The 13,375-nt window shown below is 69.5% G+C and carries 13 protein-coding genes; 3 read left to right on the plus strand and 10 right to left on the minus strand.

Features of this window, described 5'->3' with window-relative positions:
• The first annotated feature begins 368 nt into the window (after nucleotides 1-368).
• Complete coding sequence (locus D7Y15_RS29080) at nucleotides 369-1,025, plus strand: hypothetical protein (RefSeq protein ID WP_126933211.1); 657 nt, start codon at nucleotides 369-371, stop codon at nucleotides 1,023-1,025.
• A 49-nt stretch (nucleotides 1,026-1,074) separates the two neighbouring features.
• Here D7Y15_RS29080 and D7Y15_RS29085 read toward each other — a convergent pair whose 3' ends face one another.
• Together D7Y15_RS29085 and D7Y15_RS29090 are read right to left on the minus strand one after the other, a co-directional pair.
• Nucleotides 1,075-2,184 (minus strand): CapA family protein, encoded by a 1,110-nt coding sequence (locus D7Y15_RS29085; RefSeq protein WP_233605125.1) that lies wholly within the window; start codon nucleotides 2,182-2,184, stop codon nucleotides 1,075-1,077.
• 58 nt (nucleotides 2,185-2,242) lie between these two features.
• The gene (locus D7Y15_RS29090) at nucleotides 2,243-2,419 is read right to left on the minus strand and encodes an FmdB family zinc ribbon protein (RefSeq protein WP_120575395.1); all 177 of its coding nucleotides are present in this window, start codon (nucleotides 2,417-2,419) and stop codon (nucleotides 2,243-2,245) included.
• A gap of 183 nt (nucleotides 2,420-2,602) precedes the next feature.
• On the opposite strand from D7Y15_RS29090, the gene D7Y15_RS29095 reads away from it, so the two are divergent.
• Nucleotides 2,603-3,700, plus strand: coding sequence for a hypothetical protein (locus tag D7Y15_RS29095; RefSeq protein WP_121754596.1), 1,098 nt, complete (start codon nucleotides 2,603-2,605; stop codon nucleotides 3,698-3,700).
• A gap of 4 nt (nucleotides 3,701-3,704) precedes the next feature.
• On the opposite strand, the gene D7Y15_RS29100 is transcribed toward D7Y15_RS29095, so the two are convergent.
• Entirely contained in the window at nucleotides 3,705-4,958 is a 1,254-nt protein-coding gene (locus tag D7Y15_RS29100; protein WP_121754597.1) for a polysaccharide deacetylase family protein, read from the minus strand.
• Between the two features lie 55 nt (nucleotides 4,959-5,013).
• Complete coding sequence (locus D7Y15_RS29105) at nucleotides 5,014-7,455, minus strand: penicillin acylase family protein (protein ID WP_121754598.1); 2,442 nt, start codon at nucleotides 7,453-7,455, stop codon at nucleotides 5,014-5,016.
• 126 nt (nucleotides 7,456-7,581) lie between these two features.
• Between D7Y15_RS29105 and D7Y15_RS29110 the strand changes: the two genes are divergently transcribed.
• Nucleotides 7,582-7,944: a YciI family protein gene (locus D7Y15_RS29110; protein WP_121754599.1), complete on the plus strand. Its 363-nt coding sequence runs from the start codon at nucleotides 7,582-7,584 to the stop codon at nucleotides 7,942-7,944.
• A gap of 25 nt (nucleotides 7,945-7,969) precedes the next feature.
• Here the strand turns inward: D7Y15_RS29110 and D7Y15_RS29115 are convergent, their stop codons facing one another.
• Genes D7Y15_RS29115 through D7Y15_RS29140 form a run of 6 tightly spaced genes read right to left on the minus strand, consistent with a single transcriptional unit; the run spans nucleotide 7,970 to nucleotide 13,329 of the window.
• On the minus strand, nucleotides 7,970-8,365 hold the full coding sequence (locus D7Y15_RS29115; RefSeq protein WP_233597195.1) for a DUF4091 domain-containing protein: 396 nt from the start codon (nucleotides 8,363-8,365) through the stop codon (nucleotides 7,970-7,972).
• Complete coding sequence (locus tag D7Y15_RS29120; protein ID WP_233605126.1) at nucleotides 8,362-9,066, minus strand: TVP38/TMEM64 family protein; 705 nt, start codon at nucleotides 9,064-9,066, stop codon at nucleotides 8,362-8,364. The genes D7Y15_RS29115 and D7Y15_RS29120 overlap by 4 nt, the downstream gene beginning before the upstream one ends.
• A 5-nt stretch (nucleotides 9,067-9,071) precedes the next feature.
• Nucleotides 9,072-10,229, minus strand: coding sequence for an FtsX-like permease family protein (locus D7Y15_RS29125; RefSeq protein WP_121754601.1), 1,158 nt, complete (start codon nucleotides 10,227-10,229; stop codon nucleotides 9,072-9,074).
• A gap of 3 nt (nucleotides 10,230-10,232) precedes the next feature.
• Entirely contained in the window at nucleotides 10,233-11,399 is a 1,167-nt protein-coding gene (locus D7Y15_RS29130) for an FtsX-like permease family protein (RefSeq protein ID WP_120578625.1), read from the minus strand.
• Nucleotides 11,396-12,094: an ABC transporter ATP-binding protein gene (locus D7Y15_RS29135; RefSeq protein WP_120578626.1), complete on the minus strand. Its 699-nt coding sequence runs from the start codon at nucleotides 12,092-12,094 to the stop codon at nucleotides 11,396-11,398. The genes D7Y15_RS29130 and D7Y15_RS29135 overlap by 4 nt, the downstream gene beginning before the upstream one ends.
• A complete protein-coding gene (locus D7Y15_RS29140; RefSeq protein ID WP_120578627.1) occupies nucleotides 12,091-13,329 on the minus strand; it encodes an efflux RND transporter periplasmic adaptor subunit in 1,239 nt (412 codons plus the stop codon). Before D7Y15_RS29140 ends, D7Y15_RS29135 begins: the two co-directional genes overlap by 4 nt.
• Nucleotides 13,330-13,375 lie beyond the last annotated feature (46 nt).

A 13,375-nucleotide genomic window follows, 5' to 3' on the forward strand; every position in this document is an offset into this window, starting at 1 on the left:
GCACCGCCGACCCGCCCGAGTCACCCCTCCAGCCCAGTCCCTGAACAGCTCACTCCTCGCGGCGCTCGCCGAGCACGGTCGGGGCCTGTCTTCAAGCGTCCCGGCACGTCACTGGCCGGACGGTTACGCGTCCCGGCATGACGCAGCCGAGTCAGTCTGGGACGCACGGCACGCCATGCCCAAGCGTCACGACGCCAGGGCCCGTAAGGTAGACAGACCCGGCATGTGCACGTGTTGTATGGGGTTGGGTGGTCCGCGACATCCCAGCCAGCAAGCGCCGAGCGTGGAGGATTCCTGTCTATAATCAGCGGGCCTTGCTACCGGCGCGGGCGGACAGCCCCCGCGGCCACTTCACGAGGAGACGCCACATGAATCGGGTGGAATTGAAGAAAGGGATGGAGGGATGGATGTCGGAGAACGGCAATTGCTTCATCCCGGATGGCTGGGATGGGCAGGTGATTTTCGCGACAGCCGCCCCGTTGAACAGCGTCGTGTACCGGAAGCAGGGATTGAACGACACCTTGTTCAGCAGCAAGACCTACGTCCCCTACGTCTCCACGACGTTCATCAAGGACTGCCTGCACACCGCCGAGGAAATCATGCATCAGTCGCTGTTCGACCCGAAGGAAGGAGCGACGCGCAGCAAGAGCGTGGAGAATGGCTCCGCCTTCGGGAACAGCAAGCTGGAAAACGTTCTCGTCGCCCAATCCCTGCTCAAGGGCAGGGGCAGCAATGACAATGCGGCGCCGCTCGCGGGCCAGGCCTATGTCATCGTCAACATGAAGTGGGACACGGAGGGGACCTCCCCCTACCACGCCGCCGGGGTGGTCGCGGTGGATGGCGGTGACCGCATCACGCTGGAGGTGTTCGCGAGCACCCGCACGTCGTATGCGCGGAAGGAGGCGGGCTGCTATCGCATGTACAAGACGTCGGGCGTCGAGGGACACACCTTCCACGGCGCATGGGGTTCCCAGGAGGAGTATTTCTCCGACAGCGCGGTCACCTTCGCCCTCTGCGCGAAGTGATGAAGCCTCCGGCGCCGGGGCTCGTGAGTCATCCAGCTGTTCCCGGAGCTCACCCCCATTGCAGGAGGAGGGCCCCGTTATCTTCCAACTCCACCCGCGTCCGGGGTGCCAGCCGGCGTCCCTCGCGGCCCAGGACTTCGCACAACCATTCGGCGTCCCGTCGCGAGGCCCGGTGGGGTCGGAGCTGGCGCAGCTGCATGGGGAGCATGCGCAGGCTGGCGATCCGGCCGTTCGCCGGGTCCACTGACGCCAGGTACATCAAGGCCAGGTCCGGTCGGTATTCCTCGTGGCCGAGGATGCCTTCGTAGTCGTTCAGGAAGTCGCCGCAGCCATGGAGGATGAGGCGGCCGTGGTGGACCTCGATGCCGCGAGGGTGGTGCGAGGAGTGGCCATGGACGACGTCCACGCCAGCCTCGTCGATGAGTGCATGGGCGAAGTCCTGCTGCGCCCGTGGCACCGTGTAGCCCCAGTTTTCGCCCCAGTGGATGGAGGCGATGACGACGTCGCCTTCGCGCTTGAGGTCCGCCACCCGTTTGCCCAGGTGCCTCGCCGTGGTGGGGGACAGGTCGGGCAGCAGGTCCACGCCCGGTCTGTCCTTCCTCGCCGCCCACGATGGCGGAATGCCGCTGCTGACATCTCCGCACGAAAACACCACGACTCGCCGCCCGGTCCCTACAGCCAGGAGCGCGGGCTGCTGGGCCTCCTCCAGGTTCTCACCCATCCCTGAGGTGGCGATTCCCAGACGGCGGAGGGTGGACAGCGTTTGCGCCAGCCCCGGGTAGCCCCAGTCCAGCACGTGGTTGTTCGCCATCGCGCAGCAACTGATTCGGGCCGCCGTGAGGCATTCGGCATTCTCCGGGTGCATGCGGTAGTGGATGCCCTTGTCGGGCCACCACTGCTCGCTCGTGGTGATGCTCGTCTCCAGGTTGATGATCCGCACGTCGGGCGCGGCGTGCTCCAGCGCGGCGAGCGCGTCCCCCCAGATTTCACCGAAGCCGACGGGCTTGCGGATGGGGCCGTTGCGCTCCTCGGCGAGCGCGACGTAGTCCCGGGCATCGTGCAGGTAGGACTCATGGATGCCGGGTGGAGCAGGGTGGGGCAGCACCTGATCAATGCCCCTGCCTGTCATCACGTCGCCGCAGAGGAAGAGGGAAACCAACCTCTTGTCTTGCTGGCCAGGAGTCATCATCGACGAAGAACAGGGTGCCCCGAGTCCTTCAGTAGGTGGCCGACTTCTTGGTGGTCACGGCATGGGCGGACGAGATGCGCTTCTCCACCTCTTTTGCGTCGTGGCCACGCGGGCACTTCGGTGCTCGCTCGTCGTGCTCCTGGATGGTCATGAATGCGGTGAAGGGCTCCTGGCACTTGCGGCAGAAGAACTCGTAGATGGGCATGGCGTGCTCCCCCTTTGAAGGAAGATGCGGTCCACCACCGGCAGGTGACAGGTCACGAGGTGCCATCCAGCCGTCGGCGCGCCAGGTCGGGCCCGCCGCCTGGAACATTTTACAGGATATGGAAGTGGAAACTCCGTCGTGTAGGATTCATGCCCTCAAGCACCTTCAACTGGAGGCAGGCCCTTGATCAGCCCCCTCATCCGCCAGGTCGTCACCACGATCCAGGCCGCGGTCACGAAGCCTCCGGTTCCTCCGGCTCCGCCCACGCCTCCTCCCTCCGCCGCGCCGTATTTCCAGGACGGTGTGGACGCGGCGAAGTCCAGCCCCGTGAACCTCAGCGGCTACGGGAACACTCCGTCGGCCGCGGCTGCCGCGAGCGTGGATTCGCCACTGACGAAGGCGAGCAAGGGGGAGAAGGCCGGCCCTGAGTTCATCCACCTGGACGCCGGATGGACTCCGCAGGGACAGGGCTACGACGCCGGGCGCGGTGAAGTGCTCACGACCTATTACAACGACGACCACCGGGTGCTCCTGTCGGTGCAGGACAAGGACTCGGGGAAGGAGACGCATCAGGCGGTGCTCGGTGGCCCGCCTCCCGCGGGTCCTCCCAGCCATGGTGGCGGCGTCTCCACGGATGGCGACAACGTCTATGTCTCCGACACGGATCACATCTACGTCTACACGCGCGAGGAGATCGAGGCCGCCCAGAACGAGTGCCGCGAGGCCATGCCCTCCCAGGTCATGGATGTCCCCAAGCCTGAAGGCCTCACGGATCCGGCCACGGGCATCGGCCTGGTCTCCGCCGGCAGCTTCATGACCGTGAAGGACGGCTACGCGTACATCGGTGGCTACAGCAAGGACGGCGATGGCAAGGCGGGTGCCGTCTGGCGGTACGAAATCGACGAGAAGACCGGCGCCCTCATCGAGGACTCTCGCGAGGGCCCCATCCGCGCTCCGGACCGCGCTCAGGGAATGACCGTCGTCGATGGCGGCATCATCTTCACCACGGGCGACAAGAAGCTCATCTACCAGCCGTTCACGTCCACCGAGGACACCTTCTCGGCGGACATCGACAAGCGGGTGGACATCGGCAACGGGCTCATCGACCCCTACGCCCAGGGCGTGAACATCATCGATGGCGAGATCTGGGTCACCTACGAGAGCGGCTCGGACAAGTACCGCGACAAGGTCGACGAGCCCCGCGAACACATCCAGCGCATCCCGCTGGAGGATCTGGACCTCGCGGCGGGATGCCTCACGGCGGAGCAGCTCGAAGGCTGAGGCCCTACACGGACGCGGTCGCCTCCATGTCGGCGAGCGTGAAGTCGTCCATCGTCAGCGTGCCCACCTGGTCGATGGACAGGCCCACGCTGAGGGCCTTCGCCGCGGAGGGCGTGGCGGGCGTGGTCCACTCGGCGAAGGTGTAGCTGCTCTTCGGGGGCAACAGTGGCCCCTGGGACCAGTAGGTCCAGGCTCCCGCGCTGGTGCGGTAGTACGCCTTGAACCGCACCTGCGTGGTGGCCTTGTACCAGGCGGTGATCCGGTAGTGATGTCCCGTGGTCGGCGTGGGCGTGCAGCTGCTGTCGTCCTGACGGGTGATGAGCTTCCGGTCTCCGTCGGTGATCTGCGTGATGCGCACCTGCTGCGCCCAGCTGCCTCCGTGAGCGTCCGACGTCCGGTTCCACGTGAAGGTGTTGTTCCCGAAGCCGCCGCGCTGCCAGCAGTCCGGGGTCCCGTCGCCGTTGCTGTCCGCTTCGAGCGACGGATTCTTCAAGAGCTGCGCGGGGGGCCAGCTCACCGGGGGCTTGAGCACTCCGCCAATGATTGCGTCCATCGTGGCCACGGTGGTGCCTCGCGAGGCGCGGGTGGCCAGCCAGTCGATGAACGCCGTCAGGTTGGCGGGTGAGATGGAATAGGTCTGCGGTGGGTCGCACGGCCCGCAGATGTGATGGAAGACGATGGGCACCCAGCCGCCGCCTGACTCCTCGGCGCGCAGCACGTAGTTCTTCAGGTCCGTCAGCGTGGTGGTCGCCTGCACGGAACCGTTGGTCCGGATGGCGTACGGGTCCGCGGGAGGCACGGGCTCGGCGGCCGGGCTGCTTCCAGTGGAGGAGGTCCTCAGTCCGCCGCTCTCCCTCGCGGAGTTGTAGTTGCAGTCGATGACGATCTGCCGCGTGGTCGCGTCCTTGTCTCCGAAGGGATAGGCGAAGGACGTGACGCGGAAGCCATCGTTCAGCAGGGCGACCCGGTCGTTGCAGATCTCCTTGCGCTGGTTGTCCGCTGAAAGCTCCGTGAGGTGCGGATGGGTCAGCGTGTGCCCGCCAATCTCATGGCCCTTGTCCCGGAGCGTGCGCACCTGGGCGAGCGTGAGGCGACCGGACTGCCCCAGCCTGCTGCTGTTGATGAAGAACGTCCCCCGCATGCCACGGGCCTCCATGGCGGAGGCCGCGATGAGCTGCGAAGCCAGGCAGTCGTCGAAGTTCAGCGAGACGACCACCTGGCCGGGCAGGAGGGCGGTGGCTCGGGTCGTGGGTTCCATGGTGGGTGCTCCCCCTTGTGCACGAGAACTTCACCCACAACCTGTGCATGCGCCGCTATTCGAGCTTCGACGTGGCGTCGACGGTCAGCTCCAGCGTCGTGAGCTCCGGATCCGCGAGGATGTCCGCTTCGTTGAAGCGCACGGGACGGAAGTGCTTGCTGGAGAAGAGGTCCGTCTGGTCCGCGAAGTGCGGGGACGCCGGGTCGCTGGACTCCGCGTAGGAGAGGACCGCGTTCGCCTTGGGTCCCTCCGGCGTGAACTCCATCACCATGAGGAAGCTGGTCCCGAAGTCGACCAGGTAGCCTTCCGGCGTGAGCCCCGTGCCGGGGGAGAGCAGCGGGCCCTGCGGCTGGGACTGCGGCAGCAGCGTCGCGTTCGCGCCGGAATAGCCGACGACGTTGGTGACGCCCTCGAAGGCCGCGCCGCCGTGCAGGGGCACCTTGCGGTCTTCCTTCCAGGCGAACTGCACGTCGCCCAGCTTCGTTCCCACCGCGATGCCCGCCTTGCCCAGGAGCGCCACGGCCTCCGCCAGCTTCTGGTTCACCGGATCCACGCCGGACTCCGGCGCGGGGACCAGCTCCGCCGGCGTCACCGCCGCCCGGGCCGGATCGAAGGGCTGCGCGAAGAGGGCGCCCTTGTCCACGAGGTCGGAGCGGTTGAAGCCGTTCAGGAACTCACGCCAGACGATGGCTCCCGAGCGGTCCAGGTCCAGCCGGCCATCCCACGCCGCAATCAGCTGGCATGCCTCGGCGATGTCCACCGGAGCGCCCTCGACGACGATGGGCTCCGCGCCCTGGCAGCGCTGCACCACGGCTGTGCGCAACTGCTCCGCCACCCAGGTGCGGTTGCTCAGGATGGCCTGCTCGGCCTCCTCGCGCGTGAAGCGCCCGTCGCTCCCGGCCGCCGCGGTGTCACCCTGTTCGGTGATCAGCGTGAGGTTCATGTGCGAGCGCGTGCTCATGCGGCCGCGCGTCCCGAAGATCTCGTAGAGGAAGGGCAGGTCGAGCAGGGGAGCGGCGGGGTTGGAGAACGTCGCCGGATCATTCGCGTTCATCACGAAGTCCGTGCGGCGGAGCTGCGGCATGACGGTGGTCGGCACCAGGCCTTGCGTCTCGCTGTCCAGGCCCACCCATTCGTCGCGGGACGTGCTGCCGTCCAGCAGGACCAGCCCCAGTGACGCGAACACCGGCGCGTCCGGGGTGGACTCAAGCGAGTCGCGATACGCCGCGACGGTGGCCGGGCTCAAATAGGGGACCCGCGACGCGTCCACATAGCGCGTATCACCGTCCGCGCTCGTCATGAGCGTGTTCACCCAGGGCGCGCCGCGCACGGTGCGCTCCACGTCCGCGGCTTCGCCGATGTCTCGGGCCGTGTTCAGGCGCACCCAATGCTCCGCGAAGCGCGGGTTGTCCTCGGTCGCGTCACGAGTCGTGTACGCGGTCTCGTCCGTCCAATCCGCGCCGGGGCCGGCGAGGATGGGGCCGTAGTGGCTGCGCCAGAACGTGCGCGTCTCCTGCGTCATGCCGCCGTCGGCCCCTCGCACGTTGACGGTGACGGTCCGCGACGTCATGCGGCGCGTCGTCCCGTCATAGACGTACGCCGTGGGGTCGCCCGGCACGAGCTTGAGCCGGTAAAGCGTCAGGTGGCTCGACGCCGTCACCGTGTGCGTCCACGCGATGTCACGGTTGAAGCCGATGTTGATCGCCGGAACGCCCAGCAGGGACACGCCGTACACATCCAGCTTGCCGGGGATCGTCTGGTGGCTCTCGTGGAAGCGGAGGCTGCCCTCCCAGGGAAAGTGCGGGTTGGCCACGAGCATGCCCCGGCCACTGGCCGTCTTCTCGCGGCCCAGCGCCCAGCCGTTGCTGCCCAGCTCATCCTTGCGCGGCGACAGCGCGAGCGGCCTCGACTGGAGCCGCTCGCCTCCCGTCTCCGCGCTCGGAGGCTGCGCGTTGCCCACGTAGCCGAGCAGCGGGATCAGCGTGTCGAACAGCGACAGGTCCAGGTGGTACGCCATCAGGTCATACGCGCTGATGGGCTTCACCCACGCGGCGCCCCGACAGGGCTCGGGACGCTGAGCGGCCGGCACATCCGCGAGGTACTGGTTGTAGCCAGCGGCATAGCCCTGCACGAGGTCGCGCAGTTCCTGCGACTGCTCCGCGAAGCTGGCCTCGGCGCGGGTCCGCAGCGCGAGCCCCAGGTAGGTGAAGTCGCTTTCGAGGAAGGCGTCCTGCGGGCCCCGGCCCAGGTAGCGAGCGCGCTCGCCACGGACCTTGAGGAACTGATCCGCGAGGATGCAGACCGCGTCCTGCGCCTGCGCGTAGCCGATGCCAGCGCCCAGGCTGCGATAGCCGTCGGCCTGGATGTGGGGGACACCGTACGCCGTGCGGTGGAGGGTGGCCTTGAGCGGGGAGGGCGCCGGCGGGTCGTCGTTCCGGCAGCCACTGAACGCCGTCAGGGTCAGCAACAGGGGGAGGGAGATTTGGGATGTACGCATGGGTCGTCAGCCTCGCAAACAGGGCTGACAAGGATATCCGTCCCTCGCCCGGTATCCTTGACCACGAGGGTAGTGGCGACCGCGTGGGACCGGTGGCATAGGCTGCGTCCCAAAAAGGAGCAGGCCATGGCGTACATGCTGGTGGTGAGGCAGGTCGAGGGCGGGATGCCCCAGACGGAGGAAGGGAAGCGCGTCTCGGCGGACCGGATGGAGCGGATGATGGGCTTCGGGGCGTCGCTCCAGGCGCGCGGCATCCTCAAGGCGGCGGACTCCCTGCGTTCGGACTCGGAGGGCATCCGTGTGGAGCGGCGCGACGGGAAGCTCAGCTTCAGCGACGGGCCGTTCACCGAGTCCAAGGAGATCATCGGTGGCTTCTTCCTCGTCGACGTGAAGACGCGCGAGGAGGCGCTGGAGCTGGCCACGCAGTGCCCCGCGGCGGAGTGGTCCACCGTCGAGGTGCGCCAGTGCGGTCCCTGCTACGACCCGTGAGCGGCGCGCCTGCGCACGCCGTCGCCTACGGCGGCGTGACGCGGTTGCGGCACAGCTGCAGGTAGCGCCGGATGAGCTGGAGCCGCGCCCGGTCGAAGGCCTCGCCGTCGTCGGGGACCGCCCAGGCGTGCGGGATGAGCTTCCGGGCCACGGCACGCGCATACGCCGGGTCGCCCGCGTCACTCACCAGCTTCAGCCATTCGTAGTCCTGCATGCCCTGCCGGATGAGCTTCATGCGCAGCGAGGGCAGCGGGATTTCGGTGGTGCCACCGATGATGGAGGGCAGCCCCGGATAGAAGAGCGTGCCGTCTCCATTGCCATTGAAGCGGAACTGCGTCGTCCACGCGGTGAAGAGCAGGCCCACCGTCTGGTAGTACAGCTCGACGCCCGGATGCTCCCTCCCGAGTCGAGTAGGGCTCACGGGCTGGAGGACTGTTGACCCAGGCGCTTGCGCAGCAGATGGAAGGCCCACAGGCCGGCGAGGACGCCGGCCGCGCCCAGTCCCAGCAGCACGGGGGTGCGCCGCTCCAGGAAGCTGGCGCCCAGGTAGACGGTGCCCACCGCGTAGGGGAGCTCCGCCAGGGCGAGGACGGCCAGATAGCGGCGCAGGCCATAGCGCGCGAGACCGAGCACGTAGCCCGGGACTTCGGATGGGACGGCGAGCTGGAAGAGGAGCACCACACCGAAGGGCGTGCGCCGGGAGATGCGCTCCTCGTAACGGGCGAGCAGGCTGGCGGAGGTGAGCCGGCGGATGACGGGCCTGCCCCATGCGCGGGCGATGCCGTAGGCGCAAGCGCCGCCCAGCATCCAGCCCAACCAGAGCAGGAGCGCGCAGACCGCCTTGCCCCAGGCCTGGAGCGCCACCGGCAGCAGCAGCGCGCTGGAGAAGAAGGCCAGCATCGCCGACAGGGCGGAGAGCAGGACGAAGAGCACCGCGCCCCAGACGGGATGCGTGGAGATGACGGGCGCGGCCGCGTCGACGGCCCGGCGCAGCAGGGACTGGAACGCCTCCGAGGACGCGAGCAGCGCCAGGCCGGCGAGCAGCATCACCAGCAGGAGCGCCCGGCCCCACATGGCAGGAAGCCCGTGGTGCTCTTCCTGTGGCAGGGGAGAGGTGCTCATGGCCCTCAGGCGCGCAGCGCGTCCAGGATGGACAGGCGCGCGGCGCGCAGCGCGGGCAAGAGCCCGCCCAGGAGACCCATCGCCGTGCCGAACAGCAGCGCGCCCAGCAGGATGGCGGGGGTGGGGGAGAAGCCGAAGCTCACCGCCGCGAACGTCTGGAAGTTGAGCGTGCGGATGTGGATCCACCGCGTGGCCAGCGCCCCCAGCGCGCCCAGCACGCCTCCGGCCGCGCCCAGCATGGCGGACTCCACCACCACGCTGGCCAGCACGCTGCGCCGCCGGAAGCCCACCGCGCGCAGCATCCCCAGCTCCGCGACGCGCGTCGCCACCTGGGCGTACATGGTGATCATCGCCCCCAGCACCGCGCCCACGCTGAAGACGAAGGACACGAAGAGGCCCAGCACGCGGATGAAGGCCGCCAGCCCGCTGGCCTGGTCCGCCCAGTACTCGGGCTCCGGCCGGGCCTCCAGCGTGAAGCGTGGGTTGGCCTCCACGCGCTTCACGAAGGCCTCCACCTCCGCGGGCGAGCGCAGCCGCGCCACCGCGGAGTTGTAGTCCTCGCGCCCGAAGGCAGTGCCCAGGCGCATGGCGTCCGCCCACACCTCGGACTCGAAGGCGCCACCCCGGGCGGCGAAGACGCCCACCACCGGCCAGCGCTGCCGGGCGAACCGCAGCTCCCCTCCCAGCGTGGCGTCTGGCGAGGTCCCGACGAGCGAGCGGCCCAGCACCACCTCGTTGGTGCCCGGCCGGGGCCTGCGCCCGGAGACGAGCTGGACCTCCGGCCGCGCCTCGAAGCTCTCCGCGCTGATGCCGCGCGCCGACGTGTTCATCGCCTGCGTGCGTCCGCTGGGCAGCGTCAGCAGCACCACCCGCTCTCCGGCCACCAGCGGCTGGCCGTCCGGCCCGGACGCCACCTGGGGATCCGTGGAGAGGATGCGCACCGCGTCCCGCTCCACGCCGCTGACCAGCTCGCTGGTGGCCCCCTTGCGCAGCACGACGACGTTGGACGCGTCTCCACCCGAGGCCAGCGCGGACTCGATGCCGTTGGCCAGCATCAGCACCGCGGAGAAGACGAAGACGACGAGCCCCAGCCCCACCACCGTGAGGCCGGTGGACAGCCGGCGCGCCCACAGGCTGCGGGCGTTGTAGAAGAGCGGCACCATCGCTCAGGCCACCTTCCTCAGGCCTTCCGCCACCGGCAGCCGCACCGCGCGCAGCGCCGGCCCCACGCCCGCCAGCAGGGACACCGCCACCGCCGCGAGCGCGGAGACCCAGAGCGTGTGCCCGCGCGTGAGGTGGTCCGGCATGGGACCGAACCGCGAGGCGATGAGCTTCGCGAAGATTCCCACCAGCACCGGCGCGGCCGTCACGCCCAGCGCCGCCGAGCACAGGCCGATGAAGGAGGACTCGGCCAGCACCAGCGCCACCACGGCGCGCGGGCGGAAGCCCAGAGCGCGCAGGGTGGCGATGTCCCGGGTGCGCTCGCGCACGCCCATGGCCAGCGTGTTGCCGATGACGAGCAGGATGATGAGCAGGATGACGCTGGACACCACCCGCACCGCGGTGACGATGGCCGAGGACATGGCCACGAAGCCCTGCTGGAAGGCCTTCTCGCTCTCCGTCTTCGTCGGGTAGGGGCTGTTGTCGAACAGGTGGTCGATGGCCGCCGCCACCTCGGCCGAGCGCGACGGGTCGTCCACGCGCACCGCGTAGATGCCGGCCTTGTCCTTCATGGTTTCGGTCAGCCGGTCGCTCTCGTTGAGGCAGCGGTAGCCGAACACCAGCGTGCTGGTGTCCACGCCGGGCCGCGCGCCGCGGTAGATGCCGTGCACGTTGAACGTCCAGTCGCCAGGGTAGAGCTGCCCCTTGAGCGTCACCCGGTCCCCCGCCTTCCATCCGAAGCGCCGGGCCAGCTGCTCCCCCACGAGCGCGCCGCACGGGTCGCCGCGGAAGGCGGCGAGCTGCGCGGGGGGAACGACGTACTCCGGGAAGACGTCCAGGAAGGTGTGTGCGTCGACGGCGAAGTTGGCGAAGAAGTCCTTCTGCGTGTCGCCCAGCTTGCCGCCGAACCACTCCTGGTGCGTGACGGCGGTGACCCCCGGCAGCGCGGCGATGCGCGCGTAATAGGACAGCGGCAGCGGCTGGGTGAAGGACACCTTGTTGCGGACGATGAGCCGGTCCACCTGCGCCGCCCGCGCGTTGTAATAGAAGAGGTCGACGACGGTGCTCAGGAAGATGAAGGCCGTCACGCCCACCGCGCCCGCGAGGACGGTGAGCGTCAGCCGCAGCGGGTTTCGCATCAGGTCGCGGCTCGCGAATCCCACGTAGTTCACTGGAGCACCCCCTTGTCCAGGTGGTGCACGCGGCCCGCGCGCTCGGCGGCCTGCGGGTCGTGCGTCACCATGACGAGCGTCTTGTGCAGATCCCGGTGGAGCACGCCGAAGAGATCCAGCACGGCCTCCGCCGCCTTGCGGTCCAGGTCCCCCGTGGGCTCGTCCGCGATGATGAGGTCCGGGTCGGTGACGATGGCGCGGGCAATGGCCACGCGCTGCTGCTCGCCGCCGGACATCTGTGGCGGGCGGTGGCTCACGCGGTGGCCCAGCCGCACGAGCTCCAGCGCCGCGGCCACGTGCCGGCGCCGCTCCCCGCGCGTCAGCGGCGTGAGCAACAGGGGCAGCTCCACGTTCTCCGCCGCCGTGAGCACGGGGATGAGGTTGTAGAGCTGGAACACGAACCCCACGTGGGCGGCGCGCCAGTCGCTGAGCTCCCGGTCATCCAACTCCGACAGGTCCCGGCCGGCCACCTCGACGACACCGGTGGTGGGCCGGTCCAACCCGGAGACGAGGTTGAGCAGCGTGGACTTGCCGGAGCCGGACGGGCCCATGAACGCCTCGAAGGCGCCAGTGCCGATGGTCAGGTCCACCGAGGCCAGCACGGGCACCTCCACCGTGCCGCGCCGGTAGGTCTTGGACACGCCCCTCAGGCGCACCATGGGGGGCGGGGCCTCGGGTCGCGCGTCCTGGATCATCCGTTGCCCGCCTCCACCTTCACGCGCCGGCCGTCGCGAAGGCGCTTCGGGTCCGGGGCCACCACCACCTGCGTGCCCGCCCCTGGGCCCTGTGTCAGGGACACCTCGTCGCCCACGCGCTCGCCCACGCGCACCGGCTGGCGCGTGAGCCGCCCGTCCTTCACCACCCACACGGCCGCGCCCTTCGCGTCGCGCACCACCGCGCTGGCGGGCACGCGCGGGGGCTGTCCGTGCGCGGCCAGCTCCCCGGGAGGCAGCGGCTGGCGGAGGAAGGACACCTTGGCGCCCATGTCCGGCAGCGCACCCTGAGGGACGGACTGGAAGTGCACCAACACGGTGGCGGTGGCCTTGGAGCGGTCGATGGCGGGGCGCACCGTGGTCGCCGTTCCAGGGAAGGCGCGCTCCGGCATGGCGTCCAGGAAGATGAGCGCGGGCTGGCCGATGTGGATGCGCGAGAGCTGCTCCTCGCTGACCTCGGCCTCGACCTCCAGGGCGTGCAGGTCCACCAGCTCCACGATGCCGCCCAGGTTGGTGCCGGTGAGGGCGGCCGGCGCGAGCACCGCGCCCTCGTTCGCGAGCTTCTTCGACACGGTGCCGTCGAACGGCGCGCGCACCACGGTGTGCATGAGCTGGAGGCGGGCCGCCTCGCTCGCCCGGCGGGCGGCGGCGAGCTGCGCCCGGGCCAGGTTGAGGGACTCCTGCGTGGCGCGGCCCGCGGTCTCCACGTCCAGGAGCTGGGCCCGGGGGATGACGCCCTGCCGGGCGAGGTTGCGCGTGCGCTGCGTGGTGCGCCGCGCGTTGACGGCCTGGGCTTCGGAGGAGGCGAGCTGGGCCTCGGAGGCCCGCACCGAAGCCTTGGCGCGATCCAGCACCACGCGGGCATCCCGGTCATCCAGCCGGGCAAGCACCTGGCCTTGCCGCACGGGCTCTCCTTCCTCCACGGCGACCTCCACGAGCTGGCCCGCGACGAGCGGCGCGATGACCGAGCGGCGCCGCGAGTCGACGTAGCCGGAGGCGGACAGCTCCGTCTGCTGCTCGCCGGGGAGCGGCTCACGCACCTCGGCCACGCGCACGGTGGGCGCTCGGCGTGCCACCGCGCCAGCCACCAGGACGAGCACCGCCACCAGGAGCCCCGCGGTGATGAGCCAGCGCGGTCTGCGCCGGCGCTTCACGGGGGCGGCGGAGCGGTCGATGCGCAGGGCGCTCAACGCGGTCTGGGACTGTGAGTCGGCCATGGCAACTCCGGGCCAGGATCCCGGGCCCTCGAGGATGAGGGTAGGG

The sequence above is a fragment of the Corallococcus sp. AB030 genome, from assembly GCF_003668965.1.
In the GTDB taxonomy this organism is placed as follows: Bacteria; Myxococcota; Myxococcia; order Myxococcales; family Myxococcaceae; genus Corallococcus; species Corallococcus exiguus.

Excerpts from the sequence above, each read along its gene's own strand:
- D7Y15_RS29105 (WP_121754598.1), bottom strand. The coding sequence starts at position 7,455 with ATGCGTACATCCCAAATCTCCCTCCCCCTGTTGCTGACCCTGACGGCG.
- D7Y15_RS29125 (WP_121754601.1), bottom strand. The coding sequence starts at position 10,229 with ATGGTGCCGCTCTTCTACAACGCCCGCAGCCTGTGGGCGCGCCGGCTG.
- D7Y15_RS29090 (WP_120575395.1), bottom strand. The coding sequence starts at position 2,419 with ATGCCCATCTACGAGTTCTTCTGCCGCAAGTGCCAGGAGCCCTTCACC.
- D7Y15_RS29120 (WP_233605126.1), bottom strand. The coding sequence starts at position 9,066 with ATGAGCACCTCTCCCCTGCCACAGGAAGAGCACCACGGGCTTCCTGCC.
- D7Y15_RS29100 (WP_121754597.1), bottom strand. The coding sequence starts at position 4,958 with ATGGAACCCACGACCCGAGCCACCGCCCTCCTGCCCGGCCAGGTGGTC.
- D7Y15_RS29135 (WP_120578626.1), bottom strand. The coding sequence starts at position 12,094 with ATGATCCAGGACGCGCGACCCGAGGCCCCGCCCCCCATGGTGCGCCTG.
- D7Y15_RS29080 (WP_126933211.1), top strand. The coding sequence starts at position 369 with ATGAATCGGGTGGAATTGAAGAAAGGGATGGAGGGATGGATGTCGGAG.
- D7Y15_RS29140 (WP_120578627.1), bottom strand. The coding sequence starts at position 13,329 with ATGGCCGACTCACAGTCCCAGACCGCGTTGAGCGCCCTGCGCATCGAC.
- D7Y15_RS29110 (WP_121754599.1), top strand. The coding sequence starts at position 7,582 with ATGGCGTACATGCTGGTGGTGAGGCAGGTCGAGGGCGGGATGCCCCAG.